General features: G+C 70.3%; 13 protein-coding genes and 1 pseudogene. 12 read left to right on the forward strand and 2 right to left on the reverse strand.

Features of this window, described 5'->3' with window-relative positions:
- Nucleotides 1-8: 8 nt before the first annotated feature.
- From ACP4J0_RS33060 to ACP4J0_RS33105, 10 genes are all read left to right on the forward strand, one after another.
- Nucleotides 9-719: an SAF domain-containing protein gene (locus ACP4J0_RS33060; RefSeq protein ID WP_426602397.1), complete on the forward strand. Its 711-nt coding sequence runs from the start codon at nt 9-11 to the stop codon at nt 717-719.
- On the forward strand, nt 719-1,546 hold the full coding sequence (locus tag ACP4J0_RS33065) for a hypothetical protein (protein ID WP_426602398.1): 828 nt from the start codon (nt 719-721) through the stop codon (nt 1,544-1,546). The genes ACP4J0_RS33060 and ACP4J0_RS33065 overlap by 1 nt, the downstream gene beginning before the upstream one ends.
- Complete coding sequence (locus ACP4J0_RS33070) at nt 1,536-3,011, forward strand: CpaF family protein (RefSeq protein WP_426602399.1); 1,476 nt, start codon at nt 1,536-1,538, stop codon at nt 3,009-3,011. The genes ACP4J0_RS33065 and ACP4J0_RS33070 overlap by 11 nt, the downstream gene beginning before the upstream one ends.
- The gene (locus ACP4J0_RS33075) at nt 3,008-3,946 is read left to right on the forward strand and encodes a type II secretion system F family protein (protein WP_426602400.1); all 939 of its coding nucleotides are present in this window, start codon (nt 3,008-3,010) and stop codon (nt 3,944-3,946) included. Before ACP4J0_RS33070 ends, ACP4J0_RS33075 begins: the two co-directional genes overlap by 4 nt.
- On the forward strand, nt 3,943-4,833 hold the full coding sequence (locus ACP4J0_RS33080) for a type II secretion system F family protein (protein WP_426602401.1): 891 nt from the start codon (nt 3,943-3,945) through the stop codon (nt 4,831-4,833). The genes ACP4J0_RS33075 and ACP4J0_RS33080 overlap by 4 nt, the downstream gene beginning before the upstream one ends.
- A 62-nt stretch (nt 4,834-4,895) precedes the next feature.
- Nucleotides 4,896-5,111: a hypothetical protein gene (locus tag ACP4J0_RS33085; RefSeq protein WP_426602402.1), complete on the forward strand. Its 216-nt coding sequence runs from the start codon at nt 4,896-4,898 to the stop codon at nt 5,109-5,111.
- Nucleotides 5,111-5,530: a TadE family protein gene (locus tag ACP4J0_RS33090; RefSeq protein WP_426602403.1), complete on the forward strand. Its 420-nt coding sequence runs from the start codon at nt 5,111-5,113 to the stop codon at nt 5,528-5,530. Before ACP4J0_RS33085 ends, ACP4J0_RS33090 begins: the two co-directional genes overlap by 1 nt.
- Nucleotides 5,530-5,991: a TadE/TadG family type IV pilus assembly protein gene (locus ACP4J0_RS33095; protein WP_426602404.1), complete on the forward strand. Its 462-nt coding sequence runs from the start codon at nt 5,530-5,532 to the stop codon at nt 5,989-5,991. The genes ACP4J0_RS33090 and ACP4J0_RS33095 overlap by 1 nt, the downstream gene beginning before the upstream one ends.
- Before the next feature lie 2 nt (nt 5,992-5,993).
- Nucleotides 5,994-6,434, forward strand: coding sequence for a pilus assembly protein TadG-related protein (locus ACP4J0_RS33100; protein WP_426602409.1), 441 nt, complete (start codon nt 5,994-5,996; stop codon nt 6,432-6,434).
- A 12-nt stretch (nt 6,435-6,446) separates the two neighbouring features.
- Entirely contained in the window at nt 6,447-9,911 is a 3,465-nt protein-coding gene (locus tag ACP4J0_RS33105) for a LysM peptidoglycan-binding domain-containing protein (protein WP_426602405.1), read from the forward strand.
- A gap of 323 nt (nt 9,912-10,234) precedes the next feature.
- Here the strand turns inward: ACP4J0_RS33105 and ACP4J0_RS33110 are convergent, their stop codons facing one another.
- Together ACP4J0_RS33110 and ACP4J0_RS33115 are read right to left on the reverse strand one after the other, a co-directional pair.
- Nucleotides 10,235-12,106, reverse strand: a complete 1,872-nt coding sequence (locus ACP4J0_RS33110; RefSeq protein ID WP_426602406.1) for a DUF2637 domain-containing protein — start codon at nt 12,104-12,106, stop codon at nt 10,235-10,237.
- 202 nt (nt 12,107-12,308) lie between these two features.
- A complete protein-coding gene (locus ACP4J0_RS33115; RefSeq protein WP_426602407.1) occupies nt 12,309-12,842 on the reverse strand; it encodes a hypothetical protein in 534 nt (177 codons plus the stop codon).
- 575 nt (nt 12,843-13,417) lie between these two features.
- Here ACP4J0_RS33115 and ACP4J0_RS33120 point away from each other — a divergent pair.
- Both ACP4J0_RS33120 and ACP4J0_RS33125 read left to right on the forward strand, forming a co-directional pair.
- A complete protein-coding gene (locus tag ACP4J0_RS33120; RefSeq protein WP_426602408.1) occupies nt 13,418-13,726 on the forward strand; it encodes a transposase in 309 nt (102 codons plus the stop codon).
- Nucleotides 13,723-13,908: pseudogene (locus ACP4J0_RS33125) on the forward strand (IS3 family transposase); the annotation flags it as partial. The gene ACP4J0_RS33120 and the pseudogene ACP4J0_RS33125, both read left to right, overlap by 4 nt.

A 13,908-nucleotide genomic window follows, 5' to 3' on the forward strand; every position in this document is an offset into this window, starting at 1 on the left:
ACAGATCGTTGAGCAAGACGAAGGAACGCACCGCGGCGCCCCCCGCGCACGCCGTCCCCCTGCAGGCGCAGGCGGCCGGTCCGGTGGCCCCTCCGCGGGTGTCCGCCCGCCGGCGCCGACCGGGCGTCATCGCCTTGTCCCTGGCTCTGATCGCGGCCGGAGGCGCGGGCGTGGCCGTCCTTCTGCTCCAGGTCGGGGACCGGACCGATGTGGTGACGGTGGTACGCGATGTCCAGGTCGGTCAGGTCCTCACCGAGCAGGACCTCGGCAAGGCCTCGGTCGCGCTGGACCCGGCCGTGAAGGCCGTGCGCGCCGACAAGATGGAATCGGTGGTGGGTAAGCGGGCGGCAGTCGAGCTGAAGCCCGGCTCGCTGCTGAGTCCGTCTCACGTCACGAAGGACTCCCTGGTGAAGGCCGGTGAGCAGCTGGTGCCGATCGGGCTCAAGCCGGAGCAGGTCCCGGCCACCGCGCTGGTGCCAGGCCAGAGGGTCCAGCTGGTGCATGTGCCGGCCCAGGGGGCGGCCGATCCCGGCAAGGAGTCCGACAAGGCCGGTCCGCAGAGCATCGCCGGCCGGGTGGTGAAGGCGTCGAAGGCGGCCCCCGGCACCGGGGTCGTGGTGGTCGACGTGGCGACGACGGCGGACGACGGTCCGACCGTTGCCGCGTGGGTGTCGGCCGACGCGCTGCGCCTGGTCCTCGATTCCCCGGAGAACAACTGATGGCCGTGATCGCGCTGGCCGGGTGCAGCGGCGCTCCGGGGGTGACGACCAGTGCTCTCGCTCTGCTGCTGTCCTGGCCTCTGGAACCCGGCCGCCGGATGATCCTGGCCGAATGTGACCCGGACGGAGGTGCGATCCTGCATGGGCTGCTGCAGGGCACGCTCGGGGACCGGTACGGGTTGCGGAATCTGTCCGTGGCGGCCCGTAAGGGTGAGTTCGGTGAGGCGTTCTGGCGGCAGCTGATCGACCTGAGCAGCGAGGACGGCAAGCCGGAGTCGCCGCGCGACCGGCTGCTGCTGCCCGGGATCACCGATCCCGCCCAGGCCGCGAGCCTCAGCTCGGTCTGGAAAGGGCTCGCGACGATGTTCCGTGGCATCGACGCCGACCATGGTCACGACGTCCTGGTCGATCTCGGCCGCCGCGGGGCGGTCGGCCCGTCCGGTGTCCTGGCCGAGCAGGCCGACCTCGTCCTGGTCGTGGTCCGCAACACGCTGCGCTGTTTGCAGGCCGCCCAGAGCAGGGTGGACGCCCTGTCGGAACGGGTCGGTGACGTCGGCCTCATCGTGATCGATGAGGGGCCGTACCCGGCGGGTGAGGTGCAGCGGGTGCTGCAGGTCCCGGTGGTGGCGACCCTGCCGTTCGCGCCGAAGGAGGCCCGCGTGCTGTCCGACGGAGCCGACCAGCCCCGCCACTTCACCAAGTCCGCGCTGATGAAGGCCGCCCGCACCACGAGCACCCTGCTGGTACAGCGGGCAGCCGCCCGCCGTGCCCGCCTCGGCCCACCCACCGCGCCGGTGCGCAGCGAGGCGGTGTCCCATGCGCGGTAGGCCTCTGCACGCCGACCCGACCGTCGTGCCGCCGCCCGGCCGCCCCCGCAAGACGCCGCAACCAGCGGAAGGCACACCCGCGGGCCTCGGTGTGCTCGGTGCGGCACCGCAGGTCACGGTGGACTACAAAGTCGCCCGGCACATCGCCTCGCAGGTCGCCAAGCAGCGCGAGGACCTCCTGAAGACGGCCCCCGACATGGACCGGGCCAGCGAAGAGCAGCGCTGCCTGGACTGGATCACCGAGGCGGTCGCGGTGTTCTCGGACGCCGCAGCCATGAGCCCGCAGCAGGACGAAGCGCTGCGTCGTGCCGTCTACGACCTGCTGTACCGGGCGGGGCGGCTGCAGCCGTATCTGGACGACGAGCGGGTCGAGGACATCATCATCCAGGGCCCGAGTGAGGTGTGGCTGGACTACGGCGACGGGGAACGCCGCATGGTCGGGCCGATCGCGGACTCCGAGGAAGAGCTCCTGGAGCTGCTGCGGGAGCTGGCCCGCGGATCCGGGCACCAGGAGCGGACCATCTCCACCGCCAACCCCACCCTGGCGCTGTCCCTGCAGGACGGATCCCGGCTGCAGGCGGTCACCGGGCTGGGGCCGATGACGTACGCGGTCATCCGCCGCCACCGCGTCTCCCACGCCGACCTGGACGACCTCGTTGCCCTGGGCACGATCGACCCGGTCCTGCGCGAGTTCCTCGGCGCCTGTGTGCGCGCGGAGAAGAACATCATGATCGCGGGCAAGCAGAAGGCCGGGAAGACGACCTTGCTGCGGGCGATGCTCAAGGAGTTCGACCCGGAGACGCGGTTCGCGACCATCCAGACCGAGGACGAACTTTTCGCCCACGCCAACGGCTACCACCGCCAGGTCGTCTCCCTGATCGGACGCGAGTCCAACGGGGAGAAGGACCTCACCGGCCGCGGTGCCGGCGAGGTGACGCTGCTGGATCTGATGCATCCGGCGCTGCGGATGTCGCTGGAGCGGATCGTGGTCGGCGAGGTCCGCGGCCCGGAGGTCGTGGCCATGATGCAGGCGCTGACCAACGGCGCCGGCGGCAACCTGTGCACCATCCACGCCAGAAGGCCCGACATCATTTTCGACCGGATCGCCGAACTCTACGCCCTGGCCCAGGGCAACCTGTCCGAGCAGCTCGCCTACCGGCAGACCGCCAACGGCCTGGACTTCATCGTGTACGTCGACATGACCGACGAGACGCGGATCGGCGGCCGCCGCCACCGCTACGTCTCCCACGTCCTGGAGCTGACCGGCATTGGAGAGTCCGGGCGTCCCGCCACCAACGAGGTCTTCTCCCCCGGGCTGGAGTTCGGGGAGCTGCGGGCGGTGCCGCGGATGGACCCGGGCTGCATCGACGACCTGCGCCGCGTCGGATTCGACTCCAGCCTGCTGCAACAGCCCCACGGAGCCTGGCCCGCGCCGCTGCCGCTGAAGGTCGGAGGCACCCGGTGATTCTCCTGTGGGGGCTATTGAGCGGCATGGCCGTTGTCGGCGGGCTGATCGGCGTCGTCGCCGGGATCGTGGGAACGTCGGCGCCGCGCCGGGCCTCGTGGTGGCAGCGGATGCTGGCCCGACGCGGCCCGGACCAGACGGAGGATGCCCGGATGCGTCGGCGGGCCTTGTCTGTCGCCGCGGCCGGGGTGTTCGCTGCGGTGTGGCTGGCTTCCGGGAACTTCGTTGCGGGCGTTCTGCTCGGCGCGACAGTGATCGGTGTGCCGTGGCTGGTCACGCCGGGGCAGATCGCCGCAGAGCGCATCGGGCAGCTCGAGGCGCTCAGCGAGTGGACGCAGCGGCTGGCCGGCCTGCTGCGCCTCGGTATGGGCCTGGAGCAGGCGATGATCGCCAGCCGCCAGGGCGCCCCGGACGAACTCGCCGCTCAGATCGTGAATCTATCCGACCGGCTGCGGCTCGGCTGGCGCCCCGACGACGCCCTGCGCGCCTTCGGTGACGAACTGGGTGACGTCACTGGTGACAAGGTGGTGGCTGCGCTGATCCTGTCAGCGGGCGACCGCGGGCCGGGGCTGGCCCAAGCTTTGGAAGACCTGGCGGGCAGCGTCCGCGACGAGGTCGCCAAGAAGCGGAGCATCGAGGCGGACCGGGCTAAGCCGCGGACCACGGTGCGGTGGATGACCATCATCACCGTCGGCATCGTGGTGGCCGGCTTCTTCGTCCCCTCCTACACCGCCCCCTACTCCACACTCCTCGGCCAGCTGGTCCTCGCCTTCCTCACGGCCGGGTTCGTCGCCACGCTCGCGCTGATGCGGCAGCTCAGTGCTTTCCGCCGCATCCCACGGTTCCTGGTCCCCGATGTGCACAGCACTGTTCGGCTACCGACCTCCGCTGCTGCCTCTGATACCGAACGTGAGCCGGAAGGGGCCACTCCGTGAACCTTCTGCCCATCGTGCTGTCCGGTGGGACGGTCGGCGCCGGTGCTGCTCTGCTGGTGCGGGAGACGCTGCTGCGTCCGCAACCCGCCCTGGCCCCGGCCCTGCAGCGCACGGCTCCAGGCAGCCTGCCGCTGTCTGCCGAGCAGGACCTGGACCGGGACGAGGCTTGGGGGCGATGGCTACAAGCCCGCCTCGAGCGCCTGCCCGGCGTGCGCGTACCCGCAACCAACCTGGCCCTGCTCGGCCAGGGCCCCGGCCAGTTCATGCTGAAGAAGACCGCGCTCGCCGCCCTCGGCCTGCTGTGCCCCGTCCTCGTCACGATCCCGTGGATCGTGGCCGGCATCTCGCTGCCCTTCTACGTGCCGGCCGTCGTCGGACTCGCCGCCGCTGGCCTACTGTTCATCACCCCCGACCTCGCGGTACGCGACCAGGCCAAGCGGGCGCGGGAGGAGTTCGCCCACGCGCTGGTCGCCTACCTGGACCTGGTCGCCCTCAAGCGCGCTGCGGACGCCGGCCCCACCGAAGCCCTGGAGAAAGCGGCCGCCGTCGGCCGCGGCTGGCCCTTCCTCTATCTGCAGGGGGCGCTGCGCCGGGCCCGGCTGGAGAAGATCCCGCCCTATCAGGCACTGAGCGAGCTGGCCGACCAGTACGACCTGCCCGCCCTAGACGACGTCGCCGACATCATGCGCGGCTCCGCGACCGACGGCGCCGCCGTCTACAAGGCCCTGCGCGCACGGACCGCCGCGCTCAGCGCCGAACTCCTCGCCGACCAGGCCGCCGAGGCCAACGCCGCCAGCGAAAAGATGACCGCCCCGGGCGCGCTGCTCGCGGTGCTGGTCATGCTCCTCATGGCCTTCCCCGCCGTGATCCGCATGCTCACCGTGTGAACCGAACCGGGCCGGCCGGCCCGGCCCCGGAACCAGCCTTGCTGACCGACAAGGAGAATCTTGTGAAGTACACCGCCGCCTGCACCTACCGTGCCGTGCTCGCTGTGACCACGCGGCTGGAGGAAGGCCTCGCCGAGCTGCAGCGGCGCCCGGAGAGGGGCGACATCAGCATCACCACCGTCATCATCTGGGTCGCCGCCGTCACCGGCGCCCTGGTCATCGCCGGGACGATCGCCGCGGTCATCGCCAAGTACAACGGAAACCTGAACGGCATCTGATGCTCGATCATGCCCGCCTCACGGCATGGTGGCGGGGGCGCCGGTGGACGGATGACCGCGGGGACGCGTCGATCCAGATGGCCATCGTCTACCCGTTCGTGCTGCTCGCCGCGATCGCCGTCATCCAGGCCTCCATGTGGTACTACGCCCGGCAGATCGCCCTGACCGCTGCCCGGGAAGGCGTTACCGCCGCCCGCGCCTACCAGGCCGGCCCCGCCGACGGCACCGCCCGCGCCCGCCAGGTCCTGGGCCGAACGGCCGGGGACAGCCTGCGCTCTGTCAGCGTGAGCGCCGGCAGCGACGGCGAACGCGTCCGTGTACAGGTCAGCGGGGTCGCCCAGTCACTCCTGCCCGGTGTCCCGGGGCTGACCATCTCACAGTCGGCTTCCGGACCGGCCGAGAGATGGGTCCAGCCGTGATGACCATCTCCAGGGTGATGCGACGCCTGGGCACGGCACGGGGTGGTGATGGGGGCAGCGTCGCCATTGAGGCGGCCATCGTCATTCCACCGTTGATCATGTTCGTGTGTCTGGCGCTCGCGGGCGGCCGTCTGGTCACCTCCGGGGCGAAGATCGACGCCGCCGCGGAGGACGCCGCCCGCGAAGCATCCATCCACCGCACGGCCGCCTCCGCCCAAGCCGCAGCTCAGGCCGCGGCCGCCGAATCCCTGGACGACCAGGGCATCGCCTGCGCCACCAGCAGCGTCGCCATCGACACCAGCGGACTGAACGTGCCAGTCGGCCAGGTCGGCACCGTCACGGTGACCGTGAACTGCACGGTGAGCCTCGCCGACCTCCTGCTGCCCGGCGTCCCGGGGACCAGGAGCCTCACCTCAACGGCCACGTCCGTTGTCGATGCCTTCAGAGGCCGGTCCTCATGACCATGACCTGCGTGAACGCACGTGCGCACAGATGGAACGATCGCGGGGGTGTGACCGTGTTCGTGGCGGTATGCGTCGTCGCGCTGATCGGGATCATCGGTGTCGCTGTCGACGGGGGCGGCAAGCTGCGGGCCACCGAGCGCGCCGACCACGTCGCCGGGGAAGCCGCCCGGGCCGGCGGGCAGGCCATCGATCCGACCGCGGCCATCAGCGGCGAGAGCGTCATCGTCAGGCCGCAGGATGCCGTCGCTGCGGCGCAGGTCTACCTGCGGTCTGTCGGCGCTACCGGCACGGTCAGCGTGTCCGCGGACGGCAAGACGCTCACCGTGCACACCACCGGTACCTACGCCACGAAGTTCCTGCCCGTGGTCGGGATCGGTTCCATGCCGGTCACCGGCCACGGCTCCGCCACGCTCCTGCACGGCGTCACCGCACCCGAGTAGAGGAAAACCCTGATGCGCCACGCTCCCAGTCCTGCCGCCGCCGGCCGCACCCCGGCCCGGGTGTTCACCGGCATGATGAGCCTGCTGGTCCTCGCCGGCTCTCTGGTCGGGCTGCCGCTGCTGCTCGCCTGGGCGACTCCTGTCATCTGGGCCGCCACGCACGACGATCTTGCGCATCTGTTGGACCGGCAGGACACCGGCGCAGCGTTCCTGGCGCTGCTGCTCGTCGTCGGCTGGGTGGGCTGGGTCCAGTTCGCGTTCTGCACAGCGCGGGAGCTGGTCGCGCAACTGCGGGGGCGCACGTGGCGGGTGCCGCGCGGGTTCGGCGCCTCGCAGCGGGCCGCGGCCGCGCTGATCGGCAGCATCCTCGTACTGCTGCCAACCAGCTCAGCCCTTGCCTCCGACGCGCAAGCGGCCACCACGGCCACCGCGACCCGACTGCCCGGCCAGGCCAATGGGCAACCTGCCAGCGAGCCGTCGTCCACCCAGCAGGTGCAGTCGGGCTCCGAGACGGGCTCGGCCGTGACGGTGCATACCGTCCGGGCGGGCGAGAGCCTGTGGAGCATCGCCGAACAGGAACTCGGGGACGGCGAAAGGTGGCGCCAGATCGCCGCCCTGAACGAAGGCCACATCATGACCAACGGTCAGACTTTCCAGTCGAACATGTTCCTGCAAGCTGGCTGGCAGCTGCAGATGCCCACCGACCACGACTTCGCCGGCGGTGAGCGCACCCAGCTGACCGCCAAGACGGCGGTCGACGACGAGACGAGCAGCGTGCACGTGGTCACCGTCGATGAGGGCGACAGCCTGTCGAAGATCGCTGAGGAGGAGCTCGGCGACAGCGACGAGTGGCCTGATCTGTTCGCCGCCAGCCGCGGCAAGCCGCAGCCCGAAGAGCTGCCCGCCATCACCGACCCGGATGTGATCTACGCAGGGCAGCAGATCACCGTGCCCGAGCAGCAGAACGCCGAGGCGCCGCCCAGCGAGTCGGACCGCCAGGAGCGCACTCCTCCGACTGCTCAGGCACCGGACAGCGAGCAGACGCCGGACAGGCCGGCTCCTGACACCGGGCAGGCTCCCGCACCGGACCGCACCCCGGCACCCGCGACCCCGCCGGCTCCCGCCACGCCGAGTAGTCCGTCTACTGGACAGCCCAGCCCAGAACGCTCCCCCGCCACGGCGGCTCCAGCGACCCCACAGCCCAGCACCAGCGCCCCCTCCACCACGCCGTCCACGCCGACCTCGACGGCGCAGACGCCCGAGGCCGCAGCCACCTCCACCGACCCCTCCACACCCGCACCGGCACCGGCACCGGCCCGGGCCGACGGTCCGCTGAACCTGCGCATCGTGCTCGGGGCCGGGGCGCTGCTGGCCGCCGCCATCACGGGTGCGCTCGCCCTGCGCCGCACGCTGCAGCGGCGCCGCCGCAAGCCCGGCGAGACGATCGCCATCGCAAGCGAGACCTCCCCGGCCGAGGCGCAGCTGGCGGCGGCCTCGGAACCCGGAGGTGCCGCGCGCCTGGACCTGGCCTTGCGGACCATGGCCCACCATGCAGCCCGGCAGGAGGAGGGGGCCGGGGTGCCGGTGGTGCGGGCCGCGCGGATCGGGGCCCGCACCCTCCACGTGCTGCCCGAGGACCTCTCCCACAAGCCGCCGGCGCCGTTCGTCTCCGGTGAGGGCGGGTGGTGGGTCTTGGACGCGGATGCCGTCCTCCTGGGAGAGGACGCGGCCCGTGACGTGCCGGCGCCCTGCCCGGGCCTGGTCACCATCGGCAGCACCGAGAACGGGGACCTGGTACTGCTCAACCTCGCCCGGGCCTCCGCTCTGCTGCTGGACGGTAACCCCGTGCACATCACCGAGGTGTGCACCTCGCTCGCTCTGGAGCTCGGGATGAGCCCGTGGGCGGGCGAGGTCGAGGTCGTCACCGTCGGGTTCGGCGAGGAACTGCCGCAGTTGCTGCCCACCGCCAGGATCGCCCACATGCGCCAGCCCGCGCACGCGCTGCGCGATCTGACCGAACGGCTCCTCGAAGCCCACCAATTGCCCGACACCGCCCGCCAGCCCTACCTGCTGCTGTGCGTGTCGGCCCTCGATGCCGACACTGCCTGGGAATTCGCCGACGTCATCGACAAGGCCGGCGACGTCCCGGTCACCCTGGTTGCCCCGGCCAGCACGGCCGCCCCGCACTTCCCCGACGCGGAACTCCTCAACGCCTCCCTCAGCACGCCGCAGACCCTCGACTCCACCGGCCAAGAGGTCACGGTCCAGCGCCTGGAACACGCCGCCTACCTCCAGATCACCACCGCGCTGAAGGTTGCCGCGCAGCCCGCCCACGAGGCCGAAGGCGCATGGAAGGACGTCCCAGACGAGCCCACCAGCGTGAATCAGAACGAACAGGAAGCGCAGCCGACGACGCCCGGGCCCGTTACGGAGTCAGGCGACGCGGGGGCGCAGGAGGCAGAGGCAAGCGAGGTCTTCCCGGCACTGCTCGCCGCCACCACCGATCCGGCCAGCCTGCGCCTGCTGCCTGCACCCGCGCCTGCGCCTGCGCCTGCGCCTGCGCCCCAGACTCAGGGGGAAGACGCTCCCGGCACGGACACTCCAGCCGCCGCCCGCACCGAGCCTTCCCCAGCGCCCGTCGAAGACAAGCCCGGCACCGAGCAGACGGCCAGCGCAGCGAGCTCGGCGGCGGAGGCGGGAGCGGCCGAAGGTACCGCCCGTGGCCTGCACGCGCCGGAGATTCGGGTCCTGGGTCCCATCGAGGTGACGGGAGTGGCCGGCACCGGCCACGGCCCCCGACTCGCGCAGCTGGCCGCGCTGCTGTTCTTCCGGCCCGGGCGCAGCTCCGACATCCTGTGTTCCGACATGGCCCCCGCCAACCCCTGGAGCTTGAACACTCTCAACGCCCGGGTGCAGGGCCTGCGTCGCTCGCTGGGCAACGACCCCGACGGCAACCCCTACGTGCCGCGCCGCAGGACCGGCGAAGACCCCTACCGCCTCTCCCCCGCCGTACGCTGCGACTGGACCCGCTTCCTGCACCTCGTCGAACACGCCCTGCCCACAGGCCCCGCCGGCCTGCTCGACCTGGAGAAGGCACTCGGCCTGGTGCGCGGCAGGCCGTTCGGGGGCAATCCCCTGCCATGGGCCGAGCCCTACCAGCAGGAGATGACGACCCGGATCGTCGACGTGGCGCACACCGTGGCCACCTACCGCACCCAGCCTGGCCCCCACCAGGACCTCAGCGCCGCCCGGCAGGCCGTCGCCATCGGCCTCGACGTCGACCACACCGCCGAACTCCTCTACCGCGACTTCTGCCGCCTCGAGCACACGGCCGGGAACCGGCAGGGACTGCACACCGCGATCACCCGCCTCCAACAGGTCAACCGGGAACTCGACTGCTCCATGGAGACCGAGACCGAACAACTCATCAAGGAGCTTCTCAACGACGCCGGCGTTAATGCCCGCAAGATCCTGTGATCGCTCTAGGATCCAGAGTCGATGCGCAATGTCGGCTGAGGATGCGCGTGTTGCCGAAGCCCCGCCCGCCGTGAACCACGCTGGCGCGGAGGAGGTGCGCACTCCCGACCGACCGGGCGAATGCGCATCGAGCCCGGATTCTGGAGTCTCCGCAGCAACCAGTGCGCACGAAGTCGCGGAGCCTACATCGCTTGTCGGACCAGGTCGCCGTCAAGGCCCGTCAGCTCCCCTGCCGTCGTGCGTCCCGTGCTAGCGATAGGCCCGGCCAGCGGGTAGAGGGCCGTCCTCGCACGGTTCTCCTCCTCGTTCGCGGATCGGTCACCTCATCCGTGCTGGGCGCCTGCGTGGTGGTGGATGAGGGCCTGCCAGCGTCGCTCGAATTCGTCGGCATGCTCGGTGATGTAGGCGGTGGTGATGGGCTTGTTGTACTGGCCGGTGATTCCCTGGGCCGTGCAGTGCTGCGCGACGGCGTCCGCAGCGGGGTTCTCACTGGCCGTCCTGTGTTCGGCCCAGACGTGGTAGACGCGGGAGGGCAGGAAGTAGCGGCGGAGGTTCGCCGGGCTGACCGGTTTTCCGCCGCGGCCGTAGGTTCCGTGCTGGGCGAGGTGGGCGGACAGTTCCTCGGCGGTGGGCTCGGCATCGTGTTCGGCCTGGTACTCCATCCATCCGAGGTAGTAGCGGTCGGCCGCGGTGAGGACGGCGCTCTCCGCTGTTGACGCTGCCGGTCCCGTCGGCGGGTCGTCGATGAGCGCATCCACCCGAGGGCTGCGCCTCTCCTTGGCGGCCTGCGCCCCCGTCGAGGCCATCTCGGGCTCCTGCCGTGCGGTGGCTTCGTCGGCGTCCTGGCCATCGAACTCGTCGGTCGGTGCTCCAGCATCCTGTCCGTCGGCAGGCTCCTGCTTCTGGAAGCGATCGACGAAGTCGGCCAGGGCGTCGCCGGTGATGGGCCGGCCGCCCTCCCCCGTGATGGCGTCGCGCTGGTAGACGAAGGCAGCCAAGGCGTCGGCGTCGGGGAAGGTGCCGTGCTCATCGGCGTAGGCGAGCCAGGCGCTGTGGAAGTAGTCGTACCAGTCGATAGCTTCGTCAGCCGGTTCCGGCTCGTCGGAGACTGCCGGTTCTCCGGCCGATGCCGCGTAGCGCTGCCGAAGGGCCAGGAGGAGGGGCTGTACCTGGTCGTCGGCGAGGGGGTTGCCTGCCGCAATGGTAATTCCGTACACCTCACGGAGCCACGAAGCCCACTGCATGGGCGTCGGCTCGACCTCGTAGCGCGCGAGGAACGACTGGTAGGCATCGGCGAACCGCTCGACGTCTTTTCCGTCGGCGGTCGGTGAGCCGTGTGGCCTCTCGGGGGTCGCTGCCGGATGCTGTGCCGCGCGTGCCTGTGGGATCTGCGCCGGTGTCGTCCTGTCGTCCGGTGCGGGGCTGGGCGTGGTGTCGTCGGGCCGGTCGGCGGGTGCGGGGATACGTTCGACGGTGACGAGGGCAGATGGCTCCTCGATGCCGGCAGCGGCGAGGCCCGCGGGGGCCGTCTGGGACAGCGGAACGCCGTAGCGGGCCAGGCGCAGCGGCATCAGGGACTCGACGGGGGCCTTGCGGCGCCAGCCGCGGCCGAACCGCGAGCGCAGCCGCGCCTGGTACACCAGGCGCTCCTGCTCCAGCTTGATTACCTGCTCGTAGGAGCGCAGCTCCCACAGCTTCATCCGGCGCCACAGCAGGAACGTCGGCCCCGGGGAGAGCAGCCAGCGGGTGAGGCGGACGCCCTCCATGTGCTTGTCGGCGGTGATGTCCGCGATCCGGCCGATCGCGTGCCGGGCGGCCTCCACGGAGACCACGAACAGGACGGGGATCACCCCGTGCATGCCGACGCCGAGAGGATCGGGCCAGGCGGCGGCCCCGTTGAACGCGATCGTCGCCGCCGTCAGCAGCCACGCCGTCTGCCGCAGCAGCGGGAAGGGGATGCGGATCCAGGTCAGCAGCAGGTCCAGGGCCAGCAGCACGCAGATACCCGCGTCGATGCCGATCGGGAAGACGTAGCTGAAGTTCCCGAAGCCCTTCTGTAGCGCCAGTTCCCGCACCGCCGCGTACGATCCCGCGAAACCGATCCCGGCGATGACGACGGCGCCGAAGACGACCACCCCGATGAGGACCCGATGTGCCCGGGTCAGCTGAGGCGCCCCACCCGTCCCCGCTGCCACGTCCTATCCCCCTTGTTGCATTTCACGACAGAGCAGGTCTCACACTGTCACGATGGGCGACGCGTTGTGACCCCCCGGGGGGCTCGGGTCTGGAGGGATCGTCTGTGAAAAGTGATCGTTGCGGAGTGCTGTTCGCCCCTGTCTTGTGCCCGAGCGACCTGGTCGGCACAGACGTGCCGGGAGCCGCTGTGTCGTACGCCGGTCACGGATGGCGGAAGCCGCGTGCGGGGTTACGATCCTGTTCAGGGTCAAAGGCGACGAACCAGTCTTGTGGAGCGAGGTTGACCATGCCCATTGACTGGTGGAGGTCACCAGCAGAGTCTTCGATGCCGTCGAGGGAAGGGTCGAACAGCATCAGCACGTCGTGATCTTGGAAGAGAACGTCTGAGCAGGCCTCCCAGTCAAAGTCCGCTCGGTGCTCGGGCAGGCCCGTCACGGTGTTCTGCACGAGCCGGGGACGGTTGTGCGTCAGGTCTTGAGCACGGGCAATCCCGAGGTGCAGGGCCATCTCCTCGCCGGTGCTGCGTGGTTCGACCTGGGCACCGGTCTCACAGTCAGTGGCCAGGTCGTCGAAGGCCCGGGCCATCTGTCTCCGCCATGCCTTGTCCAGGTGCCAGGTCACCCGCGGCAGGGAACCGAAGAATCCGCCGGCACTTCGCTGGGTTGGCTGGTCCCCAAGCGTGTCTGCTTCCTTCCACGCCTGTTCCGCGAGTTCCCGAAGGGCCAGGTGCAGCACTGCGCGTGTACGCGCGGTGAAGTACTTCCCCGTCTTCTTCGGTCTCTTCGTCCCAGGTCTCGCCGAGGGGGCCGTCTCCGTGGCGGGCGCGGGAGCGCAGGTGGTTACGGACGTGGTGCGCGGCGTCCTCCGGAGCAGCCAGGCTCGTGTCGATGATGAGCAGTTCGCTGGAGAAGGGTTCGGCACTCAGCAGGACAGCCGATTCCGTGAGGAGAGCGGTCGCTGTTTCCACGGAGAGTCGGGGAAGGATCACGGTGTACTGGTTGTCGGTCAGCCGGTCGATGATGCTGGACACCAGGGCGGCGACAGGGCGGGGCGATGTGTAGATCGTCGATCACGAATACGTTGCCCGGCAGGTCGACGGGACTCTCGTATTCGGGGCTGAATTGTCCGTCTGCGGCGAAGAGCTGCTGTACTGCTACCGAGGCGAGAGACGGCTCGTCGGCCATGCGCTCGCCGAGGTTGTGAGCTTTCCAGTACTGACAGCGTGTCGCACATACACGGGCGGGTCTGCCGCACGATCGGGTGACATCTGAACTGGCTTGCCCTGTAGGGCAGGTGGGAAGGATGTCGCTGTGCCCAAGCCCTATCCGGAAGAGTTCCGCAAGGACGTCGTGCGGGTCGCGAGGAACCGCGGCCCAGGCGTGACGGTCGAGCAGGTGGCCACCGACTTCGGAGTCCACCCGATGACGTTGTGGAAGTGGATGCGCCGAGCGGACATCGACGACGGCTCCAAGCCCGGAACCTCCAGCCAGGAGAGCGCGGAGCTGCGGGAGGCACGTCGGCGGATCAAGCTGCTGGAGCAGGAGAACGAGGTCCTGCGCCGGGCCGCGGCCTATCTGTCGCAGGCACATCTGCCGGGAAAAGGATCTACCCGCTCGTGAAGGAGCCGGCCGGGGACGGGGTGCCCGTCACGGTGACGTGCCGGGTACTCAAGCTCGCCAGACAGCCCTACTACCGCTGGCTCGACAAGCCGGTGACCGAAGCCATACTCGCTGAGGCGTATCGCGCGAACGCGTTGTTCGGTGCCCACCGTGAGGACCCTGAGTTCGGCTACCGCTTCCTG

It is taken from the genome of Streptomyces sp. WG7 (assembly GCF_049975785.1).
Taxonomy (GTDB): Bacteria; Actinomycetota; Actinomycetes; order Streptomycetales; family Streptomycetaceae; genus Streptomyces.